Below are 19857 nucleotides of genomic sequence, written 5' to 3'. Positions count from 1 at the left end.
TCAAAGGTATAGTGGATGATTTTCTATAAATTCAAGCGTTTCTAAAATTTCCCCATGGACCAAGATTCCAAAGATAGTAATTCCAAAAACACCCCCGTATATGTTAAATATATAGGCCTTTCATTTCAACTTTTTGGCGTAATAGGGGGCGGTACCTGGCTAGGCTGGTGGGTTCAGCAAAAAAGCACCATGAAATTCCCTGTCTGGCTACTTCTCTTTTGTTTGGTCTCTATTGGAATTGCATTTTATCAATTATGGACCTCCATTCGATCAGACAAGTAGGCTGACAAAAGAAAATTTGGGTAAATTTGCAGGAATTTAAAGCTATGACTGTGAAATTATCTTATCATCTGAAATTTTTCCTTCTGACCGTGGCAATTGGTTTATTGGTGCTTTTACTTCAGTGGTTGATGCCTGCTATTGTCCATCAGGATATTTGGAAAATTTTGGGATTCCTCTCTGTGACCTCTTATTTAGTGGGCGTAATGAGTATTTATCTTCTTAAAGGCTCCACTGAAAACCTACTTCAGGTGAAACTGTTGGCCATGGTGATCCGCATAATTGCCTCACTTTCTTTCATTGGAATCCTAGTATTTTTAGGAACAGAGAATATTCTTTTGTTCGTCGTGAATTTCTTTATTCTCTTTTTGTTCTATCTGGTTTTTGATATATACACCTTTCTGGCTAACTTGCGCCCGATTTCGAAGTAGCCCTCAAAAAAAGAGTAGATGACGCGCAAATTCCTTTCCCTAAGTATTTTATTGTCAGCGTTTTTGCTGAGTTTCTCCACTGTGTCGTTTGCAGCTGGAGCTGATTCTGAAGAAGGCGGAGAAGATCCTACGGGATTCATCATGCACCACATCAAGGACTCCCATGAGTGGCATTTTTTCAATGTAGGACATACGCATGTGACACTTCCATTGCCTGTGATCGTGTATTCTGGTGATCGTGGATTGGAGTTTTTCAAATCTTCAGATTTTCAAAATCACGAGACTCACGCCTTCGGAGAAGAATATGCTCATGAGGGATACTTCATAGATTCTCACGATCACATGGGAAGAGTAGATGGTGCGAGCTTCACGGATTTGTCTATTACTAAAAACGTTGCGATGATGTTCCTGGTAATTGCTATTGTGTTGATTTTGGCACTTTCGGCTGCGGGACATTACAAGAAGAACGGAGCTGTAGCGCCTAAAGGTGCAGCGGCACTCGTAGAGCCAATTGTAATATTTGTAAGAGACGAGATCGCGCATTCTGCTATAGGTCCTAAGTATAAAAGGTTCGTGCCGTACCTGCTGACACTTTTCTTCTTTATCTGGATAGGTAATCTAGTAGGCCTGATGCCGGGTGCTGCGAATTTGACTGGCAATATTGCTGTCACAGCAACTTTGGCAATTTTGACTTTTATTATCGTGAATGTGAACGGTAATAAGGAGTACTGGAAGCACGTCTTTATGACACCAGGCGTGCCAGTTCCACTACTTTTGGTAATAGTACCTGTAGAGATTATCGGGTTATTTACTAAGCCCTTTGCCTTGATGGTCCGTCTCTTTGTTGCGATCACAGCAGGTCACATTGTAATATTGGCTTTCATAGCACTCGTATTTATATTTCAATCTTACACTATAGGAGTGGTGAGTACGCTGATGGTGACCTTTATCAACATGATAGAATTGTTGGTTGCTACAATCCAGGCCTATGTATTTACGCTGTTTACCGCTATGTATATTGGTTCTGCAGTAGCAGAGCATGCGCATGACGATGCTCATTAATTAAGAATTTCTTTGTTCAATTTTATAAATAAAAACGTATGTTAACTTCAATCTTATTATCAGCTGGAATGGCACTTATGGGTGCTGGTATCGGTGCAGGAATTGTTGCGATTGGCGCAGGTCTTGGTATCGGTAGAATTGGTGGACAAGCTATGGAATCTATTGCTCGTCAGCCTGAGGCTGCTGGTAAAATCCAGACTGCTATGTTGATCATTGCAGCTTTGATCGAGGTGGTTTCCCTGTTTGCAGTAGTAGTTTGTCTACTTATTGCTTTGAATGCAGGCGGTATCGCTTTCTAAGAACAAATGAATCGGGATTGGTCGTTAGGGCCAATCCCTCTTTTTGAACAATAACGAAATTATATATATCTAATGGATCTGATTTTACCTAGTTCCGGCCTGATCTTCTGGCAGTTGTTTGGCTTTTTAGCTCTTTTGTTTATTTTAATCAAATTTGCTTGGAAGCCTATGCTTGCTGCTATCGAAGAGAGAGAAAGCAGCATCAATAACGCATTGAAGGCAGCTGAAACTGCTAGAAATGAAATGGCTAATCTGAAAGCTGAGAATGAAAAACTTCTTGCTGATGCTAGATTGGAAAGAGATACTATCTTGAAAAAAGCTCAGGACGCTTCTGTGAAAATGATCGATGATGCCAAAGCTGAAGCTGTTAAAGCTGGAGCTTTGATGATCGAGAATGCCAAAGCTGTCATTGAAACTGAGAAAAAAGCTGCACTTTCGGAAGTGAAAACTCAGGTAGCTGCACTTTCTTTAGAAGTAACAGAGAAATTATTGAGAAAAAACCTAGCCGATGACAAGTCTCAAAAGGATTTGGTAGATGGTTTTATCAAAGAACTTAAGCTTAACTAATTCACCTCCATGTCAAACCAGAGAGTAGCATCCCGCTATGCCAAGTCAATCATGGAACTTTCTTTGGAAAAAGGAAGACTAGAAGAGGTGCATACTGATTTTCTAAGACTTACGGCTTTAGCCGAAAGTAATCATGAATTGAAATTGGTGCTGAGAAACCCTATAGTCAATTCAGACAAAAAATTGAACGTGCTTAAAGCACTTTTCGCAAAAGGATCTGATCCCCTTACTATGACCTTCTTTGAGATCATTTCTCAAAAAAATAGAGAAGAAATACTTCTTGACGTAGCAAAGGAATTTGAAAACCAATACAATCTTCATATGTCAATTCAGGTAGCTGAAGTGACTACTACTTTCCCTCTCGACGATACGCTTCGCAAGGAGTTTGCACAAGTAGTGAAAGAAGTTTCTGGAAAGAAAACGGTACAATTGGTAGAGAAAATAAATCCAGACCTGATCGGTGGATATATTTTGAAAGTAAATGACCGACAGATAGACGAGTCATTGAGTAGCAAACTGAGACAATTGAAAACTCAGTTTATAACAAATCATTACGAAAGTAAAATCTAACACAACGCATTAATCTATATATCATGGCAGAAGTAAGACCTGATGAAGTTTCGGCAATTTTAAGAGAACAACTCTCTGGTGTAAGAACCGAGGCGGAACTCGAAGAAGTAGGTACAGTCCTTCAAGTGGGCGACGGTGTCGCTCGTATCTATGGACTTTCTAAGGCTCAGTCTGGTGAATTGCTGGAATTTGACAATGGTCTGAAAGCAATGGTACTGAACCTGGAAGAAGACAACGTCGGAGCAGTACTTTTCGGTGACTCCAAATCTGTAAAAGAAGGTGACACTGTAAAAAGAACTAAAAGAATTGCTTCTATCCAAGTAGGTGAAGGAATGCTAGGTCGAGTTGTGGATACGTTAGGTAACCCAATTGACGGTAAAGGTACTATCGCTGGTGAATTGTACGAGATGCCTTTGGAGCGAAAAGCTCCAGGTGTAATCTACCGTCAGCCAGTTACTGAGCCGCTTCAGACAGGTATTAAATCTATCGATGCGATGATTCCTATCGGTAGAGGACAAAGAGAACTAGTAATTGGTGACCGTCAGACTGGTAAGACAGCTGTAGTTATCGATGCTATCTTGAACCAAAAAGAATTTTACGACAAAGGTGAGCCAGTTTTCTGTATTTACGTTGCAATAGGTCAGAAAGCATCTACTGTTGCGGGTGTAGTAGCAGCATTAGAGAAAGGCGGCGCACTTCCATATACAGTAATTGTAGCCGCTCCAGCATCTGAGCCAGCTCCAATGCAGTTCTTTGCGCCATTTACGGGTGCATCGATCGGTGAATTCTTCAGAGATACCGGTCGTCCTGCTTTGGTTGTTTATGATGACCTTTCTAAGCAAGCTGTAGCTTATCGTGAAGTTTCTCTTTTGTTGAGAAGACCTCCGGGACGTGAAGCATACCCAGGTGACGTATTCTACCTTCACTCAAGATTGCTTGAGAGAGCTGCGAAAATCAACCAGTCTGATAAAATCGCTCAGGAGATGAACGACTTGCCAGATTCTATCAAACATTTGGTAAAAGGTGGCGGGTCTTTGACTGCACTTCCTATTATCGAAACCCAAGCTGGTGACGTTTCTGCCTATATCCCGACTAACGTGATTTCGATTACTGACGGTCAGATCTTCCTTGAAACAAACCTTTTCAACTCTGGTATTCGTCCTGCGATTAACGTTGGTATCTCTGTATCTAGAGTAGGGGGTAACGCACAGATCAAATCCATGAAGAAAATTGCCGGTACCTTGAAATTGGATCAGGCAGCTTTTCGTGAACTAGAGGCATTCTCTAAGTTTGGTTCGGATCTAGATGCAACTACTAAGCGTACCATCGAAAGAGGTAGAAGAAACCAGGAGATCTTGAAGCAAGCACAGTACTCTCCAGTGTCTGTGGCGCATCAAGTAGCTATTATCTATGCATCTACCAAAGGCTTGATGGATGCAGTTCCAGTTGAAAAAGCTAGAGCATTTGAGAAGGAATTCTACACACTTTTGGATACTTCTTATCCTGAAGCACTTGACTTTATCCTAAAGGGCAATGTGGACGAAGCTGGAAAAATCCTTTCTAAGGCAGCTGCAGAATTAGCTCCTAAATTCGCAAAATAATCGATTATAATTCCGGAAGGCGTCAGTCTTCCGGCTATTAATACCCAAGCACAAAGCAACCAAGATGGCAAATCTTAAGGAAGTAAAGGAAAGGATAACCTCAGTAGTCTCTACCCAGCAGATTACTAAGGCCATGAAAATGGTTTCCGCCGCTAAGCTTAGAAGAGCACAGGACAAAATTATTCAGATGCGTCCTTACTCTCAGAAGTTGACCCAAATCCTGAATAACGTATCGGCTGCGTCAGACGGAGCTACAGATATTGTATTTGCTGAAAAAAGAGAAGTGAAGAGGGTATTGATCATACCTGTGACTTCGGACAAAGGACTTTGTGGAGCATTCAATTCCAATGTTATCAAAGCAGTAAACATTGCAGTAGCTACACACTTCGCTGATAAGGATATCACTATTCTTCCTATTGGTAAAAAAGCATTTGAGGCATTCAAGAAGCGCGATTTCAAAATGATAGCTGATTATTCTCAGTTATTTCAGGATCTGAATTTTGAGAATGTTAGAAATGCAGCAGAATTCGCAATGAATTCATTCATCGCTGGTGAGTTTGACCAAGTGGTGTTGGTATTCAACGAATTCAAAAACGTAGCCACTCAAGAAATTAAGGTAGAACAATTCCTGCCAATGGCTAAGGAAGAAAATGCCCAAGAAGCAAAAGCTCCTGAAGTAGATTATATTTTGGAACCATCTAGAAAATATATTATCGAAGAATTGGTTCCTACCTCATTGAAGATTCAATTTTACAAGGCCGTATTGGAAAGTAACGCTTCTGAGCATGGCGCAAGAATGACTGCGATGGACAAGGCAACTGAAAATGCCGGAGAATTGCTAAAAGAGCTACGACTGATGTACAACAGAACTCGTCAGGCGGCTATTACCAATGAGATTCTAGAAATTGTTTCCGGTGCCAATGCATTGGAAGCGAACTAAAAAATGATAGACCTAATTTCCAAAACCACAGCTCGCGAGGGCTGTGGTTTTTTTTTGACTATTTTAACCGCGGTGATCGCAGAGTTCACACAGAGAACGCAAATTCCCCGTTATCCTGCTTCTCTAGAAACTGGATAACGTCGTTACCCGCGAATTTGCCTTATGTGAGAATCTGTGATTTTTTATTGAACCATGAATCTTGAGATTTGAGACTTGAAAATTGATCTTTTTTTTGGTTCTTTTGCCCTAAATTGCCAATCGAACTCTTAGCCTCTTTTCTATGAAATACTGTTTTCGACTTGTTGGTCTATCTCTATTCTTTCAGATATTTTCCTGCTCTCCCAAAGAACCTCAACAAAAAAAACAGCCAAACATTATTGTCATCCTAGCGGATGATTTGGGTTACGGAGATATAAAAGCATTCAATCCTGATGGCAAAATAGTAACGCCACACTTGGATCAATTGGCTTCGGAGGGCATGATGTTCACAGATGCGCATACACCGTCTGCGGTCTGCACTCCTACTCGCTATGGGTTAATCACGGGCAGGTACAACTGGCGAAGTACCTTGAAAAGTGGAGTATTGACGGGGAATTCTACCGCGTTGATTCCATCGGACAGAAGTACAATTGCCTCTATTTTGAAGGATCAAGGATATCATACCGCTTTTATAGGCAAATGGCATTTAGGTTGGAACTGGGCAACAGTCGATGGAGTGCCACTGACTGCAGATGGCTGGGGTCCAAGGGATTTTGATAACATCGATTTTGCTGCGCCCGTTAGTCAAACTCCAAATGACCTGGGCTTTGATTACGCCTATGGACATGCAGGATCATTAGATATGGCACCTTACGTTTATGTAGAAAATGGTCAGGTAACTGCCATTCCAGATACGGTAACTGTCAATAAGGGTCACTATTCCTGGTGGCGAGAAGGGCCAACGTCTCCGGATTTTGACCATGAGAGAGTTACCCCGAATTTCTTTGAGCGATCTATCGCATACATTCAAGATCAGGCAAAAGAAGAAAAACCGTTTTTCCTTTACTTGGCACTACCATCACCACATACTCCGATTTTGCCTCCAGCAGAATGGCAGGGGAAAAGTGGACTGGCACCATTTGCTGACTTTATGATGATGATTGACGATTACGTAGGTCAGCTAAATAGTGCGATCAAGGAGGCTGGGATTGAAGAAAATACACTGATAATCTTCACGAGTGACAATGGTGGATCGCCAGCAGCAGGATTGGATGTAATGCAAGCAGCAGGTCACTATTCCAGCTATATCTACCGTGGACACAAAGCGGATATTTTCGAAGGAGGACATCGCGTACCTTTTATCGCAAAGTGGCCAGCTATGATCAAGGCTGGAACTTCCAGAAATGAAACGATTTGCTTGACTGATTTGATGGCAACTGGAGCAGAGCTGTCTGGCTATGAACTGAAGGATGACGAAGGCGAAGATAGCTACAGTATGGTATCGCTTTTTGATGCCGACAACAAAGTGGATCAATTCCGTGAAGCTCTAGTCTCCCATTCCATAAACGGAAGTTTTGCAATCCGACAAGGCGATTGGAAACTGATCATGGCTAAGGGTTCCGGCGGATGGAGTGCTCCTAAGCCAAATACTCCAGAAGAAGCAGATCTTCCCGAGGTCCAATTATACGATCTAGCCTCTGATCCTGGAGAGACTACTAATGTCTATGCTGAAAATGAGGAGAAGGTAGCTTCGCTAAAAGCCTTGTTGATCAAGTATATCAAAGAGGGCAGAAGCACCCCCGGCGCTCAGCAGCAAAATGATAAAGTCGAAGGAGAGTGGAAGCAAATTGGGTTTGTGGATTAGGTAGGTGTAGGAGCGAATAATCATTCGCCAGAATAGGATAGATTTTTTGGTAAATGTTCCGCCTCCTTCGAGGTAGTGGGATAAGTTGTAGTGTTTTTTCCAAGGGTTTCAACCCTGCTTATTGAGAGGTTTGATCCCTTTGGGATCAGTAAATTGCGAGTAAAAATCGATTAATAAAAGCACAGTGAAGCAGTTAAACCTTTCAGAAGTCCTCGGTGAAACCTAGGGCAAAATGGAATTTAAAAGCGGGGACTTTAACCCCTAAGTGGATTGAACCTGCCTGATATTGGATTGCAAATTTCCAAACAGTAGAAGGTGTAGTTTCTCACGATGCTATCGAGGTCTATACTTAGTGCAAGTCCTGGTTTACGCCGAGTGGGGACAAATGCTTTTACGATTGATGGTAACGGTTTCGGGCTTTGAAACGGCGAGCATGCTGAGTCGGGCAGTAGCTCAGAGTCCGATTTTGATTACTACAATCACTCTGTCACGCCTAAGAACAAAAGGCTACGAATCGATGCTCTCCTATTACCTCAAAACCTGCCGGTCCGACAGGCGGGCGCAACCTAAAATCCAGTGAACCGCCGAATACAGCCTGTCCCGAGAATCGGGAAGACCCGTACGTACGGTGGTGTGAGAGGCGCACCTCGTCAGTTACAACTGGCGAGGCTGTCTACTCGATTGTGTGTAGTGCTATTCCACAATATCGGCTATTCCCTGAAATATATTTAACGGATATTCCGCCCAGCGATTGCATAGATATAAATACCACTCCTTTCCATAAACCACATAAATACGTGAATTATAACCTCTGTTTTTGTATTGCTCCAACTCTTCATTTCTTATACCTAAAAGTCGCTCAAGTACGTAGTTTGAAGGTTTATATTTATCAATCAGTTTAATCGATTCTTGATGGATTTTTTCGTGATGTGATGCAATTGAGCATTTATGGTTTTTGGATAAAAGTCGTTCTACATAATTCAAATAAATTTCGTCCAATTTATCTCCACGTTCAATAGAAAGTCCATTTGGTGTTTCATAAGCACCTTTTACCATTCTAATACTACCTGTCAATTTAGATATTTCTTCGAAATCATCTTTTGTCCTGTGCAAATATGCTTGTATTGTTATTCCTAAATTTTTATGAGTTTTTAGGGTTTCCTTGTATATGTTCAGGATATTGTCCGTTCGGTCAGTTCCCTCCATACTTATGATAACTTCTTGATTGATTTTACTAGCCTGTTCGCATATGGTTTTTAAGTTTTCCAAAGCCAATTCATTTGAGACAAGAAGACCGATATGGGATAAGTCTAGCGATATTGAAGAATTCAGTTTTTCATTTCCAATTGCTTTAGCGAAATTCACAAATTCAGTTGTTGCGTCATTTGCATCTTTTTCATTTCGTGTGCTTTCGCCCATAAAATCAGTTGTTACTTCAAATCCCTTTTGATACCATTTACGTACTGCTAATAAAGTTTCATTTATGGTTTCTCCGCCAATATATCTGTCGGCAGCTTTTTTTAAAACCTTAAATAGGGTATCGTTTTTTAGTATGAATTCTTTGGCATCTTCATTCAGAGCAGCTTTTTTTAAGCTATCAGCTCCGATTTTCAATAATTTTTGTTCCATTAATTCTCAATGTTTTTTTTTGCATTACACACAACGTTTCGGGGCTTTGGGATGGTGGGGGATTTTGAAAAACTAAACTGTCAGCCAGCCCTAAACTTGAATAGAAGCGCAAAGCTCCAAGTTCGCACTTCAACTCCTTGCGACATGCGTATGTTGTGCGTTCGGCTTTCTTTTCTGTCAGGTGAGTTTGACAAAGTTGTCTTCAAGTTTCACATTAAAATTGATTTCAGCTTTCAACGCCTTAAACACTTTCAAAATAGTGTCAATTGTCGCACTGTGCGCACTGCTTTCAAGTTTAGAAATTTGAGCTTTTTGTACACCTACAAGTCGTCCAAGTTCTTCCTGTGTCAAGTTTCTTTCTTGTCTAGCAGTTTTAATCATTTTGCCCAAAACGTCCATACGAAGTTCATATTCGTATTCGTCTCGTTCAGTCGTTCCAACTTTCCCTATATACTTGTCTTTCATCTCGGCAAGTGAGTATGTCTTTAATTCTTTGGTTGCCATATGATTACTTTTTTTGTTTGTTATTAAAATATTTGTCTCTCAATCTTACTGCCCGGACAATTTCATTTGCCGGAACTTTGTCAACTTTCTTTACGAAACCGTGGGTCGCTATTACCAAAGTTTCTTTGTTATCTGTCTTGTCCCAAAATGCAAGAAGTCTGATTTGAAGTCCTGCGAACTTTGTCCGAAACTCCCAAATGTCATTTTGAAGTTTCTTGAAAAGCTTTGGGTCATTGGTTTGCTCAGCAAGGTCAATATTGTAAAAGATTTTCTTAATTGTCTTGAAGTCAAGTTGTGAAATAAACTCGTCAGCTTCTTCTAAAAATTTCGTCTCAAAAAACCTCAATCAATGCTGTCTTGTTTAACGTTTCAACGATAATAATAGTTTCCAAAAATAGAAACTAATTTATTCATAATTTTTATCGGTGTCGGTTTTTTAAGCTGACGATCAACGTTTAGTATATAAAAAGTAGGCGATTTCGAAGCACTAAACTTTCGTATAAGCACAAAGTTTGAAACGAGCCATAAGCCTTGTTTTTATTACTGTTTCGCCTATTTTTTATATACATTGTTAGGCGTTTGTGCTTTTATCTGTTCCGTTGATTATTGTTTCTATTCTATCAAATATTTTCATTTCATAATTGTCAAAATTGGCTTTAATATCTTTTGATTTATCTGAGTTTTCGTAATACTCTACAATACTTGAAGGTACTCCATAGTCACTTGCAATTCTACCGTCTTCTGTCAAGGCATTATATTCAAGTTTTACTAACAGCCTGTCTATACCTGCAACATCTTCAAATTTTTTGTCGTTTTCTTGGGCTTGTATAAAGCGATACATAATATTGAAAACACCAAGATATTTTACTACTTGGTATTTTAAAGTGTTGTAAACAAATTCTGCTGTGTCTGAAATAGCTTTATCAATTTTTACATTTTGAGAAATCTTATACTTTATAGAACCAATGAAACCACCAGTCAAATAAAAATGCAATAAATGAGTTAGTGTCGAAAATTCTCCATTTAAGCCTTTGTAGTCGATTAAAAATATAAGTTTCTGATTTTTTACTATTGGACGAATCACTTTTAAAATAATTTGAAAGCCATCATAGTCAATGTCCATTTTGTAATTTATAACTCTAATCAGTGCTTTAATTGATTCAATCTCAGAAACAGATAGTTTTTTAATTTCATCATAGATTGTAATTTTATCAAGCCTACTTACAACTTTGTATAAGTTGAATATTTCATCAGGAATTCCCCTTTTTTCTTGCTCGGCTTTTATGTTAGTCTTTCTATCTTTATCGGCTTGTGAAAGAAATTCGTCTTTGGAATAAAACAAATCTATTTCGTCTTTTGGTGCTTCTAAATCGTAGTTTTTGTGTTTAATTCCTTCTGGTTCTGAGTCAATCGCTTTCATAAAATCATTTTGAAGAACTATTACTCTCCCAGCATAATGATATAAAAATCGACCTGCTCTCCCAGCAATATTTTTGGCGTCAAATTTCTTTAAATCTTTATCTCCTTTTTTACTATGTAAAACGATTAAATTTTTTGCAGAAGTATTCACGCCTTCTGTAATAGTTGTAGTTGATAGCAAAACTTTTAGCTGACCAGAATTAAATAGCGAAATAATCTCTTTTTGAATATACTTTGGTATTAATCCGTGGTGAACACCAATTCCTTTCTTTAATGCTTTGATAATAGTCCAATCTCTGCTGAAATTTTTAGAAATGTGGTTAATGAAATCTGAATATTCGCTATCGGAATGAGAGTTGAAGACATCTGATTCTAAAAGTGTTGTGGCGTAAGTCTGAGTATAATTTCTTGTTGAACAATAGACGATTGTATTTTCATTAATCTCATTTATTCTTTTTACTATTTCAATTAATCTATCAGATTTTTTATTGTTCTCAAAATTGAAATCTAAATGCTTATCGACATCAATATGTTTTTTTGATTTAATATCGTCATATGATTTGCTGACAATTTCATACTGATTGTAGTTTATTAATTCAATTTCGTTCTGACTAAGGAAACTGTCAAATGAACTATTATATCCACTCCTTTTAGAATCGTAAAAATCGATATATGGGCCAGCTAATAAAACATCAACATTGTTTTCTAATGCATAAAAGACGGATAAACGATATGCAACATCTCTTTCATTTTCTTTAACTTCTTCATCAATTAAATACTCGTTATCAATTTTATAAATTTCATCAATAAATGCGAAGTCAAAGTTTATAGTCGTTGGATTTTTTTCTTTAAAAGATAAGAATCTTTCTGGCGTGTAAATAAATAAGTTGTTTTCTTCAAATTCAGTTACTTCACTTAAAGTATGGATTTTGTATTTGTTTCTAAAATATTCGTAATTGTCATCCGAGATTAGTTTTTCGAGATTTTCGGAAAGTAAAGCTATTGTTGGAAAAATCAAAACCACGTTTCCGTAATTCATTTTTTTTATGATTTCAAAAACAATATGTGTTTTCCCAAATGAGGTACTAGCGGATAAAAAATATCTATTCAGCTTACCAGTCTCAAACAAATCCATAATTCTCATTTGATATTTATGGACTTTTAAACTTTCATTAGTATGTAAAGTGCTTTCGTAAAGTAGAGAGGAAAAGGTATTTAAATTATATTCTACTATTTCTGTCTCTTGATTAAACTGAGTGCTAAGTGTGTCAAAATAATGTGGGATTCCAGCAATATTTGAAATGTATTTTAAAAACTTTAAATCAGATTGGTTTAAAGAATCGTTCTTTATTTCATTAAAATAATCACATACGGATTTAATAAGAATATCATCAGATATTTCTTTTGAATTGAATTTATTGATTTGTCTTAGGACATTAGTGGTTTCTTCAATTCTATCCATTTGATAACTTCTTCTTTGATTGTTTTAACATCTTTTATTGGTAACAAAATAAAAAAAATGGAATAGTCCACAGTAATGCCAAAAGGATTTGCTGTGAATTCATCTTCGATATATTTTGGTATATTTTTTATGCTCTCATCAAAACCCAAATCATCTTCTTCATATAGCAACATAACTGGATAAACCAATTTCATATTATGTTGTTTCATTTCATCAATGATTGATAAATAAGGGTTTTCTTCCCAGTCTTTTATGACTGTTTCGATTTTGGAACCTTTATAGTGTAGATTGTTAATTTGGTTTGATATAGCAAAAACATTTGTTTTCAAATAATCGTCTGAAATTGCTTTATCAATATTTTTGAAAATACTTTTTAGTCCAGTTTTATAGTTTTTATGGAATTTAACTTCACCAAACCACAATTCCGTTTGATTATTATTTTCAATTAAATGATACGAATCGTAACCTTTAGTTTCAGAATTCTCTAATGGATTATAAAAATATCCCCTTGCAATTAAAGGTTGGGCTTTGAATAAAATATATAAGACGCTGAACAAAACAACTTCTCCTAAGAAGCCATATTTCACTTTTTGGTCAAGGTCTAAATCTGGGTTGAATTTTAATCTATTTTGTAATGCTATGTAATGCAATTTGTCATAGTCTTTATTTGCTATTTCAAATTCGTTAAATGAATACTCTAATACGGAATTATATATAATTTCGGTAAAGTCATTTTTGTCTATTGATTTAAAACATTGGTCATTCTCGACAGAAACAATAGTCTTATTGATTCCAGCAGTTGGATTGGGCAAATCATACTGGTAAACGATTGTTTTCTCTATAAGGTCTAGTAATGATTGTCTCATTAGTTCATTTGCTGTTGGTTTCCAGTATCGTTTTTTTGCATAACGCCTAACGTTCCGGGGGGTTGCGATGGCGGGGTGTTTTAGCACTAAACTTTATTCGGAGAACTGAACTTCCACCTTGCACAAATGTGTCTGCGAAGCACGGAACCCCCGCTATCGCAAACCCCTTGTTAGCGGCTGTGTTTCTATTTGTCAGTGCAGTATTCATCCAATGTTTGTTCTAACTTTTTAAGTGTCGCAACGAATTGGTCAAGGTCAAGATGTCCGTTGCTGTCCACCGTAAATGCGTTTTGAATAACTGCTAAAGTTGAAGTCGCACCTGCTCTATATTTGTCAGGCTTTGTAATTGAAAGTCCATTTTTTTCTGCAAAAGGTTTGATGTCGTTAAGCAGTTCGTAAAGTGTTTCTGTGCTTGGTTCCCAGTCGGCAATTTTAATTACCAGTTTGATACCATATTCAAATGCGTTTTCAATTTGGATATAAATTTCTCCAATTTCGTCTGTCCCTTTCCAGTGATACCAAAAGCCTAAAAAACCGCCAGTTTGATTTGCAACATAACGCCAGTCACCGTCTTGCAACTTGTCTTGCAGAGCCATAAAAAAACCTTCTCCTGCTTTCCATTCAGAAGTAACGTTTTCAAATTTCATGTAAGAGTTTGTTGCGTTTTCAATAACGGTCAAGTAGTCCTTGAAGTCAGCAAAAATTTCGTTTGTTATTGGTCTTTTGTTTAAGACACTTAAAACAGTTTTTCTGTCAACTGTTGAGTAACCTTTTTCTATAATTTTTTTGAGTGCATATAAACTCTCATTTCCAGTTTTGAGGTAAACAAAAACGAGTTTGTGATTTTTGTCTTTGTAATAGTTGGTCGGAATGTCTTTGTAGCGTTCCAGTTGTTCGGAATGTTCACCAGTATTTGTTTTGTCCTCAATGCCGATAAAATACTCATCATTAATTTCAGCCCAAATGTCAATGCCATACCACTGTCTGCCAGCTTCAACTTTGTTGATTTGAAAGTCAGGTGTCTGCCCAAGTAACAACCTTACAAAATCTTTTGCAGTTTCGTTTAATTGTTGGTCGAGTTGGCTGTGGTCGTTGTCTGCCCACTGTAAAAGCCAAGTAAAGAAGCCGTCTTGCGACAGCTCCTTTGTGGCAAGTCTAAAAATGTTTGGTTTGTTACTCATAATGCAGGTGCGTGTTTTCCTTTGTTTGCACCTTCTGGATGTCGTGAACACGAACTACCTGTCAAACTTGAAAGGCTTGAAGATTTTGTCCCACAATATTTACATACATACTGTGATTTTTCACTTCCTTCATAAAGTTTGTGTTTTCCCTTGTTCGGTCCGCTTGGGTGTCTTGAGCAAGAACTACCTGTTAAACTTGATACGCTGGAAGACTTTGTTCCGCAATACTCGCAATAAAAATTTGCCATTGTTTTTTGATTTTAAATTTGTGCTTACTCTGGTCGGTTTTCAGCGTCCCCGTTTTTAGCAAAGTTAGATTGTCTGTCCGCCAAAGTGTGTAATGGTGAACGGTCGACCTAACATAGCCGCTAACGTTTTGCAGCTTGGCGTAGTGGCGGATTTTTAGCACAAAAGTTCAATAGAAGCACTGCACTTGAACCTACCACAAAACTGTCATACGAAGCACTGCACCCGCCATTACGCCAAACTGCTGTTATGCGGTCGGCTTTCTTTTCTATGTTTGTTGTCGCCACTATAAGTTCTTTAAAAAGTCGTCTTCTGATAAAATTTCTAGTGTCGAACCTTTCTCAATTAGTTTTATTGCTTTCACTTGTTTAATGCTCATTCCGTCATCACCAACTACACGATAGTCTTGTTGGCCAATTACTAAAAAGTCCGTGTCCTTTGTTACGCTGTTTCCAATAATACCGCCAATGTCTGCAATCGTTTGTTGAGCTTCGGCTCTAACCATAGATGATAATGCACCTGTAAAAACAACTGTCCTGCCATAAAAAATACTATCGGGATTATGTTTGGTTGGGTCGCCAACAATTTTGCTTAGGTCTTTGGGTTTGTAAATTCTTTTGGTTTCAGAAGGTCTGTATCCACCTTCATAAAGTTGTCCAACCGTTGTTTTTAATTTTTCTGAAAAGTCGTCAAGTGATGAAACACCTGCAATTTCAAAAGCCTTCAAAGTCAATTCTGCTGTTGCTTTACTGTCTGCACCCGCTCTATGATGTTTAAGGTCAATATTGTTGACCTTACAAAGTGTCTTAAGGTCATAAGCTGGAAGTCCTTGCCATACTTTTTTAGAAAATATATAACTGCAAGAATAATTTAAAGTAGGAAAAGGAAGTTGGTATGCTTCAAGTGTCCTGCGTAATACACTGATGTCAAAACCTGCATTATGAGCAATAAGAAATTTATTCTCAACGAGCGGTTTTATTTCTTTCCAAAGTTCATTAAACTCAGGCTTATCAGCTACTTGTTCAGGTCTTATTCCGTGAATGAGGATATTGAAATAGTCAAACTCGTCATACATTGGTTTGATTAACCAAGATTTTGTATCAACTATTTGTCCGCCTGAAACAAATGTCAACCCAATTTCGCAGGGGCTGTCACGTTGTGCCGTTGCAGTTTCAAAGTCTATTGTGATAAATTCCATAATTATTTTATTTGTCTATTCCCCAAATTGAAATTGAAAATTCATCTTCATCACGACTTACGCTTACAGGATATTTATATTTTGGGTAGTCTGTCCAATTTCTACCAAATAGCATATAAAATTCTGTGTCAAAAAAGTCAGTTTTATCTTTGCTGTTGAACTTGCCTTTGTTGTCTCCATCATTTCCGTGAATGAGATAGAGTTCATCAATTAACTTTTTTAATGCATCAAGATTTATTCTGTCGGGATTAAATGATTTGAAAAAAACATTCTTATTCGTTCCGTCAATTACTTTAACTTCTATCGTATCAAAAAGTCCACACTCTTTATAGTTGAGTGATTTTCTAAAGTTTTGAACTGTTTGTCCACTAGTGTTTTCTTCTACTTCACCGGCAATAAAACTGTCGTCTGGAATGTTTTTAAGGTCAATTTGAAAAAAATCGAAAATTGTCCTTTTAGGGTTGTTCGAATTGGTTGGGGTTTGTTCTGAGGTGTTTTCTTTATTGTCACCTGTCCCGAATAGTTTTTTGAAAAAGCTCATATCAATTTATTTTAAAGGTGTTTTGTTTCTATGTCGTCTTTTAAGCTGCCGCTAACTTATTTATAAATACACCTATTTTGGATCTATACACCCAAAATCAGCTGCATGGATACACTTTTTGCACTCTTTTATTCTGCTGCTGGGGAAGCAGGAAATTCTTCCGATATAGCCTATTCAAAACTCTTGAAGAGCGGTGATTGCGCGGTGCGATAGGCAACTTTCCTACTTGAACTTTCCTACTTTCAACCCCCCTACAGCCGTATAACCCGTGCCACTGTACTTGCCATTATGCCCAATCCTTCGGTATTCGGATGCACACCGTCAGGAAGTAAGTCTTCATGGCCCATAAATGGGGTATAAAGATCGATTAGCTCGGAGCCTGAGTCCAAGGCAATATCAATGAGCATCATCCGCTGCTCGTTGTTCATCACCTCAGCGGTAATGCCAAAATTGTCCTTGGTCACCGGAACCGGCATCACCACATAGACTTTTCCATCCGCCGGCATGGTTGCTCTGAACTCTGCAATCATGTCCAGGTAATCCTGCCTGAACTCTGCTGCATATTGCCAGTTTTGAGGCTTGGAGTCATTGGTGCCCAGCATGATGATCAGAATATCTGCACCGAAGTCCTTTACTTGCTGGAACTGTGGCTCATTCCAATATGGATAATCACCTTTTCTCAGAAGCGTTCTTCCACTTACTCCGAAATTCCCCACTTCATAGGCATCACCTAGTATTGCCTGCATTTGTAGTGGCCAGCTGTCAGGATGGTCTCTTCCTGGACCTTGGGTGATGCTGTTGCCCACGCAGGCGATTTTGATAGGAGCTTGCGCAAAAGAAACCGTAGCGAAGGCAAAAATGGCGATTAAAAGTAGGTTGAGCTTTTTCATGGGGGAATAAATCATTTTAGGTTTATGGGTTTGAAAATTCATTCGTAAAATAAATAATATCCACGAGCATCCGAGTACCAACTATGGACTTTTGCCTATTCACCCTATCTTTAGGCTGTGCAGTTTCTTTTTAAAATCTACCAGCGAATCACCTGGCTTTCCATTGATGTAGTTCTTGGCGCTATGGCCGGAATGCTTTTTTTTGCTGAGGCATTACGGGTAGAATTGGCCTGGCAAGAATATGCCTTGTTGGGTATGGCTGTGTGGTGTATTTATACTGCTGATCATCTGATGGATGCACGAAAACTTACTGTTGAACATGCCGAGGATAGGCATCATTTCCATCTTATTTATCAGAAACCCCTGTTCATCTTACTTGCAGTAGTTGGCGTGACTGGACTGATTTGGGCAATCCTGTTTTTTGGTTTTTCTAACGAACTGTTTTTCGGGGCCGGGCTCGGCCTACTAATTTTGGGGATAATGCTTACTGTGAGAAAATGGGCCTCAAAGCAAGTTCGACTAAAGGAACTCAGTTCAGCGATTTTCTATGTGATCGGCATCTCCTGGCTTCCTTGGTACGAGGCACCTTCCATTGAATATAGCTGGACCGCTGTAGTACTGACCATCTTATACATGGGATTAGCCTATTTGAATTTGATTATGCTTTCCAGTTTGGATACGGAGTCTGATCAGGAGTCAGGATTTTCTTCCATAGCTACATTACTTACTCAGGAAAAACTCAATCCCAGAATTCATCAGTTGGCAATAGCATTAATCGCCTTTACTTTTCTGGTTTTAGTAGTGGTGAATTCTCTCTATAGAATCCTTCCCAGTTTGCTACTAGTCATGCTATTGGTTCATTACCTGTGCTTTTTCAAATCTTCCCTAAAACCTGAGCAAATCAGGATGCGCATGGAGATCGCATTCCTGATTCCTGCGATTTTGCTTATTCTTTAGACGAAAGCACTATGTCCTGTTATCGCTCTCCCTACTATTAGGGAATTGATTTCCTTCGTTCCTTCATAACTGTACACAGCCTCCGCATCTGCCACAAATCTCGCGATGTCATGGCGAAGCAGAATGCCGTTTCCTCCGAAAAGCTCTCGGGAATGATCTACAATGGAGCGCATTCGAAGTGTGCAGAAAACCTTAGCAAGTGACGCATGCTCGTCTTTTAAGATGTCACCGTCCTGCATTTGCGAAAGTCTGAAAACCATCGTTTGCATCGCAGTCAAATCACCAAGCATGGTGACCAAAAGATCTTGCACGAGTTGAAAGGAGGCAATCGGGCGACCAAACTGCTTACGCTCGTTTGTGTAAGCCAAAGCTAATTCATAGGCTCCACGGGCACAACCTACCGCTTGCCATGCTACGCCAGCTCTGGTCATTCGAAGTACTTTGGAAGTATCCCGGAAAGAATTTGCCTCTTGCAGTCTATCAGACTCAGGCACTTCACAATTCGTCAGGGTAATCAAAGCATTTTGCACTGTCCTCAGCGCCATTTTATCTTCCAGTTTTTCAGCAAGAAATCCTGGGTTCCCCTTTCTTACTATAAACCCTTTCACCTGCTGATCGTCAAGATCTCTCGCCCAGATCACGGTCATGTCTGAGAACGTAGCGTTGCCTATCCATTTTTTCTGGCCGTTCAGAACCCATGCGTCACCTTCTCTTTTGCACGTAGTCGTTAATCCGCCTGCTACTCCAGAGCCCACTTCGGGTTCAGTTAGACCAAATGCGCCGATTTTCTCCAGCTTTTGCATGGCAGGAAGCCATTCTTGTTTTTGCTCCTCAGAGCCGCATAGATAGATAGAGCCCATGGCCAGGCCACTTTGCACTCCGAAAAAAGTGGAAATAGAAGTGTCGATTCTCGCCATTTCCATCGCTATAAAACCTTCCAGAAGCGCTGAATGTCCGGGACAGCCATACCCTTGGTAGGTCAGACCTGCAATATCCAGTTCAGCCATTTTAGGAATGATCTGCATGGGGAATTCCCCACGGTTCCAGTAGTCATTGGCGATGGGTTTGATTTCTCTTTCCATAAATTCACGGACACGAGCTAGGATATCGCGCTCGTGAGCAGGAAGCGTGCTTTCCAGGTCGTAAAAGTCGCCATTCACTGGAGGAATAACTTTGGGGCGGCTGCCTCCTTTCATCATGCCCATCATCTTTGAGAGATCTTCTTCGCTCATTTGCGACACTAAACCTACCATTTTGGTAAGATCTACTTTCTGCGAAAGTTTGGATATTTGATCCAGATCTACGCTTGACAGAAGTTTGCGTAATCCCGTGATGTTCTTAAAAAGATTTTTCATATAAAGGTATTTTGGGA

At 39.1% G+C, this 19857-nt stretch carries 20 protein-coding genes; 10 read left to right on the top strand and 10 right to left on the bottom strand.

Annotated elements, in window-relative coordinates; genetic code table 11:
* Positions 1-54: 54 nt before the first annotated feature.
* The 9 genes from ABJH64_RS04850 (at position 55) to ABJH64_RS04810 (ending at position 7592) form a co-directional block, all read left to right on the top strand.
* Positions 55-282: an AtpZ/AtpI family protein gene (locus ABJH64_RS04850; protein ID WP_348273630.1), complete on the top strand. Its 228-nt coding sequence runs from the start codon at positions 55-57 to the stop codon at positions 280-282.
* Positions 283-326: 44 nt separating this feature from the next.
* Positions 327-710 carry a hypothetical protein gene (locus tag ABJH64_RS04845; protein ID WP_348273631.1) on the top strand — a complete coding sequence of 128 codons (384 nt, stop codon included), beginning with the start codon at positions 327-329 and terminating at the stop codon, positions 708-710.
* Positions 711-728: 18 nt separating this feature from the next.
* A complete protein-coding gene (atpB, locus tag ABJH64_RS04840; RefSeq protein ID WP_348273632.1) occupies positions 729-1772 on the top strand; it encodes a F0F1 ATP synthase subunit A in 1044 nt (347 codons plus the stop codon).
* Between the two features lie 38 nt (positions 1773-1810).
* On the top strand, positions 1811-2071 hold the full coding sequence (gene atpE, locus ABJH64_RS04835; protein WP_092894836.1) for an ATP synthase F0 subunit C: 261 nt from the start codon (positions 1811-1813) through the stop codon (positions 2069-2071).
* A 72-nt stretch (positions 2072-2143) separates the two neighbouring features.
* Positions 2144-2638 carry a F0F1 ATP synthase subunit B gene (gene atpF, locus ABJH64_RS04830; RefSeq protein WP_348273633.1) on the top strand — a complete coding sequence of 165 codons (495 nt, stop codon included), beginning with the start codon at positions 2144-2146 and terminating at the stop codon, positions 2636-2638.
* A gap of 9 nt (positions 2639-2647) precedes the next feature.
* Positions 2648-3208 (top strand): ATP synthase F1 subunit delta, encoded by a 561-nt coding sequence (atpH, locus tag ABJH64_RS04825; protein WP_348273634.1) that lies wholly within the window; start codon positions 2648-2650, stop codon positions 3206-3208.
* Positions 3209-3231: 23 nt separating this feature from the next.
* Positions 3232-4809 (top strand): F0F1 ATP synthase subunit alpha, encoded by a 1578-nt coding sequence (gene atpA / locus ABJH64_RS04820; RefSeq protein ID WP_348273635.1) that lies wholly within the window; start codon positions 3232-3234, stop codon positions 4807-4809.
* 64 nt (positions 4810-4873) lie between these two features.
* Positions 4874-5749, top strand: a complete 876-nt coding sequence (gene atpG / locus ABJH64_RS04815; protein ID WP_348273636.1) for an ATP synthase F1 subunit gamma — start codon at positions 4874-4876, stop codon at positions 5747-5749.
* Positions 5750-6029: 280 nt separating this feature from the next.
* Complete coding sequence (locus ABJH64_RS04810; RefSeq protein WP_348273637.1) at positions 6030-7592, top strand: arylsulfatase; 1563 nt, start codon at positions 6030-6032, stop codon at positions 7590-7592.
* 693 nt (positions 7593-8285) lie between these two features.
* Here the strand turns inward: ABJH64_RS04810 and ABJH64_RS04805 are convergent.
* The 9 genes from ABJH64_RS04805 to ABJH64_RS04765 all read right to left on the bottom strand — a co-directional run bounded on the left by ABJH64_RS04805 (position 8286) and on the right by ABJH64_RS04765 (position 17528).
* Positions 8286-9221: a proline dehydrogenase family protein gene (locus ABJH64_RS04805; RefSeq protein ID WP_348273638.1), complete on the bottom strand. Its 936-nt coding sequence runs from the start codon at positions 9219-9221 to the stop codon at positions 8286-8288.
* 177 nt (positions 9222-9398) lie between these two features.
* Positions 9399-9725 carry a helix-turn-helix transcriptional regulator gene (locus ABJH64_RS04800; protein WP_348273639.1) on the bottom strand — a complete coding sequence of 109 codons (327 nt, stop codon included), beginning with the start codon at positions 9723-9725 and terminating at the stop codon, positions 9399-9401.
* A 4-nt stretch (positions 9726-9729) separates the two neighbouring features.
* On the bottom strand, positions 9730-10071 hold the full coding sequence (locus tag ABJH64_RS04795) for a type II toxin-antitoxin system RelE/ParE family toxin (RefSeq protein WP_348273640.1): 342 nt from the start codon (positions 10069-10071) through the stop codon (positions 9730-9732).
* Positions 10072-10296: 225 nt separating this feature from the next.
* Positions 10297-12606: a helicase-related protein gene (locus ABJH64_RS04790; RefSeq protein WP_348273641.1), complete on the bottom strand. Its 2310-nt coding sequence runs from the start codon at positions 12604-12606 to the stop codon at positions 10297-10299.
* On the bottom strand, positions 12573-13472 hold the full coding sequence (locus ABJH64_RS04785; RefSeq protein WP_348273642.1) for a Hachiman antiphage defense system protein HamA: 900 nt from the start codon (positions 13470-13472) through the stop codon (positions 12573-12575). Before ABJH64_RS04785 ends, ABJH64_RS04790 begins: the two co-directional genes overlap by 34 nt.
* A gap of 185 nt (positions 13473-13657) precedes the next feature.
* Entirely contained in the window at positions 13658-14653 is a 996-nt protein-coding gene (locus tag ABJH64_RS04780) for a PD-(D/E)XK nuclease family protein (protein WP_348273643.1), read from the bottom strand.
* A 532-nt stretch (positions 14654-15185) separates the two neighbouring features.
* The gene (locus ABJH64_RS04775; RefSeq protein WP_348273644.1) at positions 15186-16097 is read right to left on the bottom strand and encodes an exonuclease domain-containing protein; all 912 of its coding nucleotides are present in this window, start codon (positions 16095-16097) and stop codon (positions 15186-15188) included.
* A 7-nt stretch (positions 16098-16104) separates the two neighbouring features.
* A complete protein-coding gene (locus tag ABJH64_RS04770) occupies positions 16105-16638 on the bottom strand; it encodes a hypothetical protein (protein ID WP_348273645.1) in 534 nt (177 codons plus the stop codon).
* A 251-nt stretch (positions 16639-16889) separates the two neighbouring features.
* On the bottom strand, positions 16890-17528 hold the full coding sequence (locus ABJH64_RS04765) for a GDSL-type esterase/lipase family protein (RefSeq protein ID WP_348273646.1): 639 nt from the start codon (positions 17526-17528) through the stop codon (positions 16890-16892).
* Positions 17529-17645: 117 nt separating this feature from the next.
* Between ABJH64_RS04765 and ABJH64_RS04760 the strand changes: the two genes are divergently transcribed.
* Positions 17646-18485, top strand: coding sequence for a hypothetical protein (locus tag ABJH64_RS04760; RefSeq protein ID WP_348273647.1), 840 nt, complete (start codon positions 17646-17648; stop codon positions 18483-18485).
* Here ABJH64_RS04760 and ABJH64_RS04755 read toward each other — a convergent pair.
* Positions 18482-19840, bottom strand: a complete 1359-nt coding sequence (locus tag ABJH64_RS04755) for an acyl-CoA dehydrogenase family protein (RefSeq protein ID WP_348273648.1) — start codon at positions 19838-19840, stop codon at positions 18482-18484. The genes ABJH64_RS04760 and ABJH64_RS04755 overlap by 4 nt on opposite strands.
* Positions 19841-19857 lie beyond the last annotated feature (17 nt).

Source organism: Algoriphagus sp. (genome assembly GCF_039969895.1).
Classification (GTDB): domain Bacteria; phylum Bacteroidota; class Bacteroidia; order Cytophagales; family Cyclobacteriaceae; genus Algoriphagus.
Note: the sequence above shows the minus strand (reverse complement) of the source record. Positions and strands in the feature narration are given on the sequence as shown.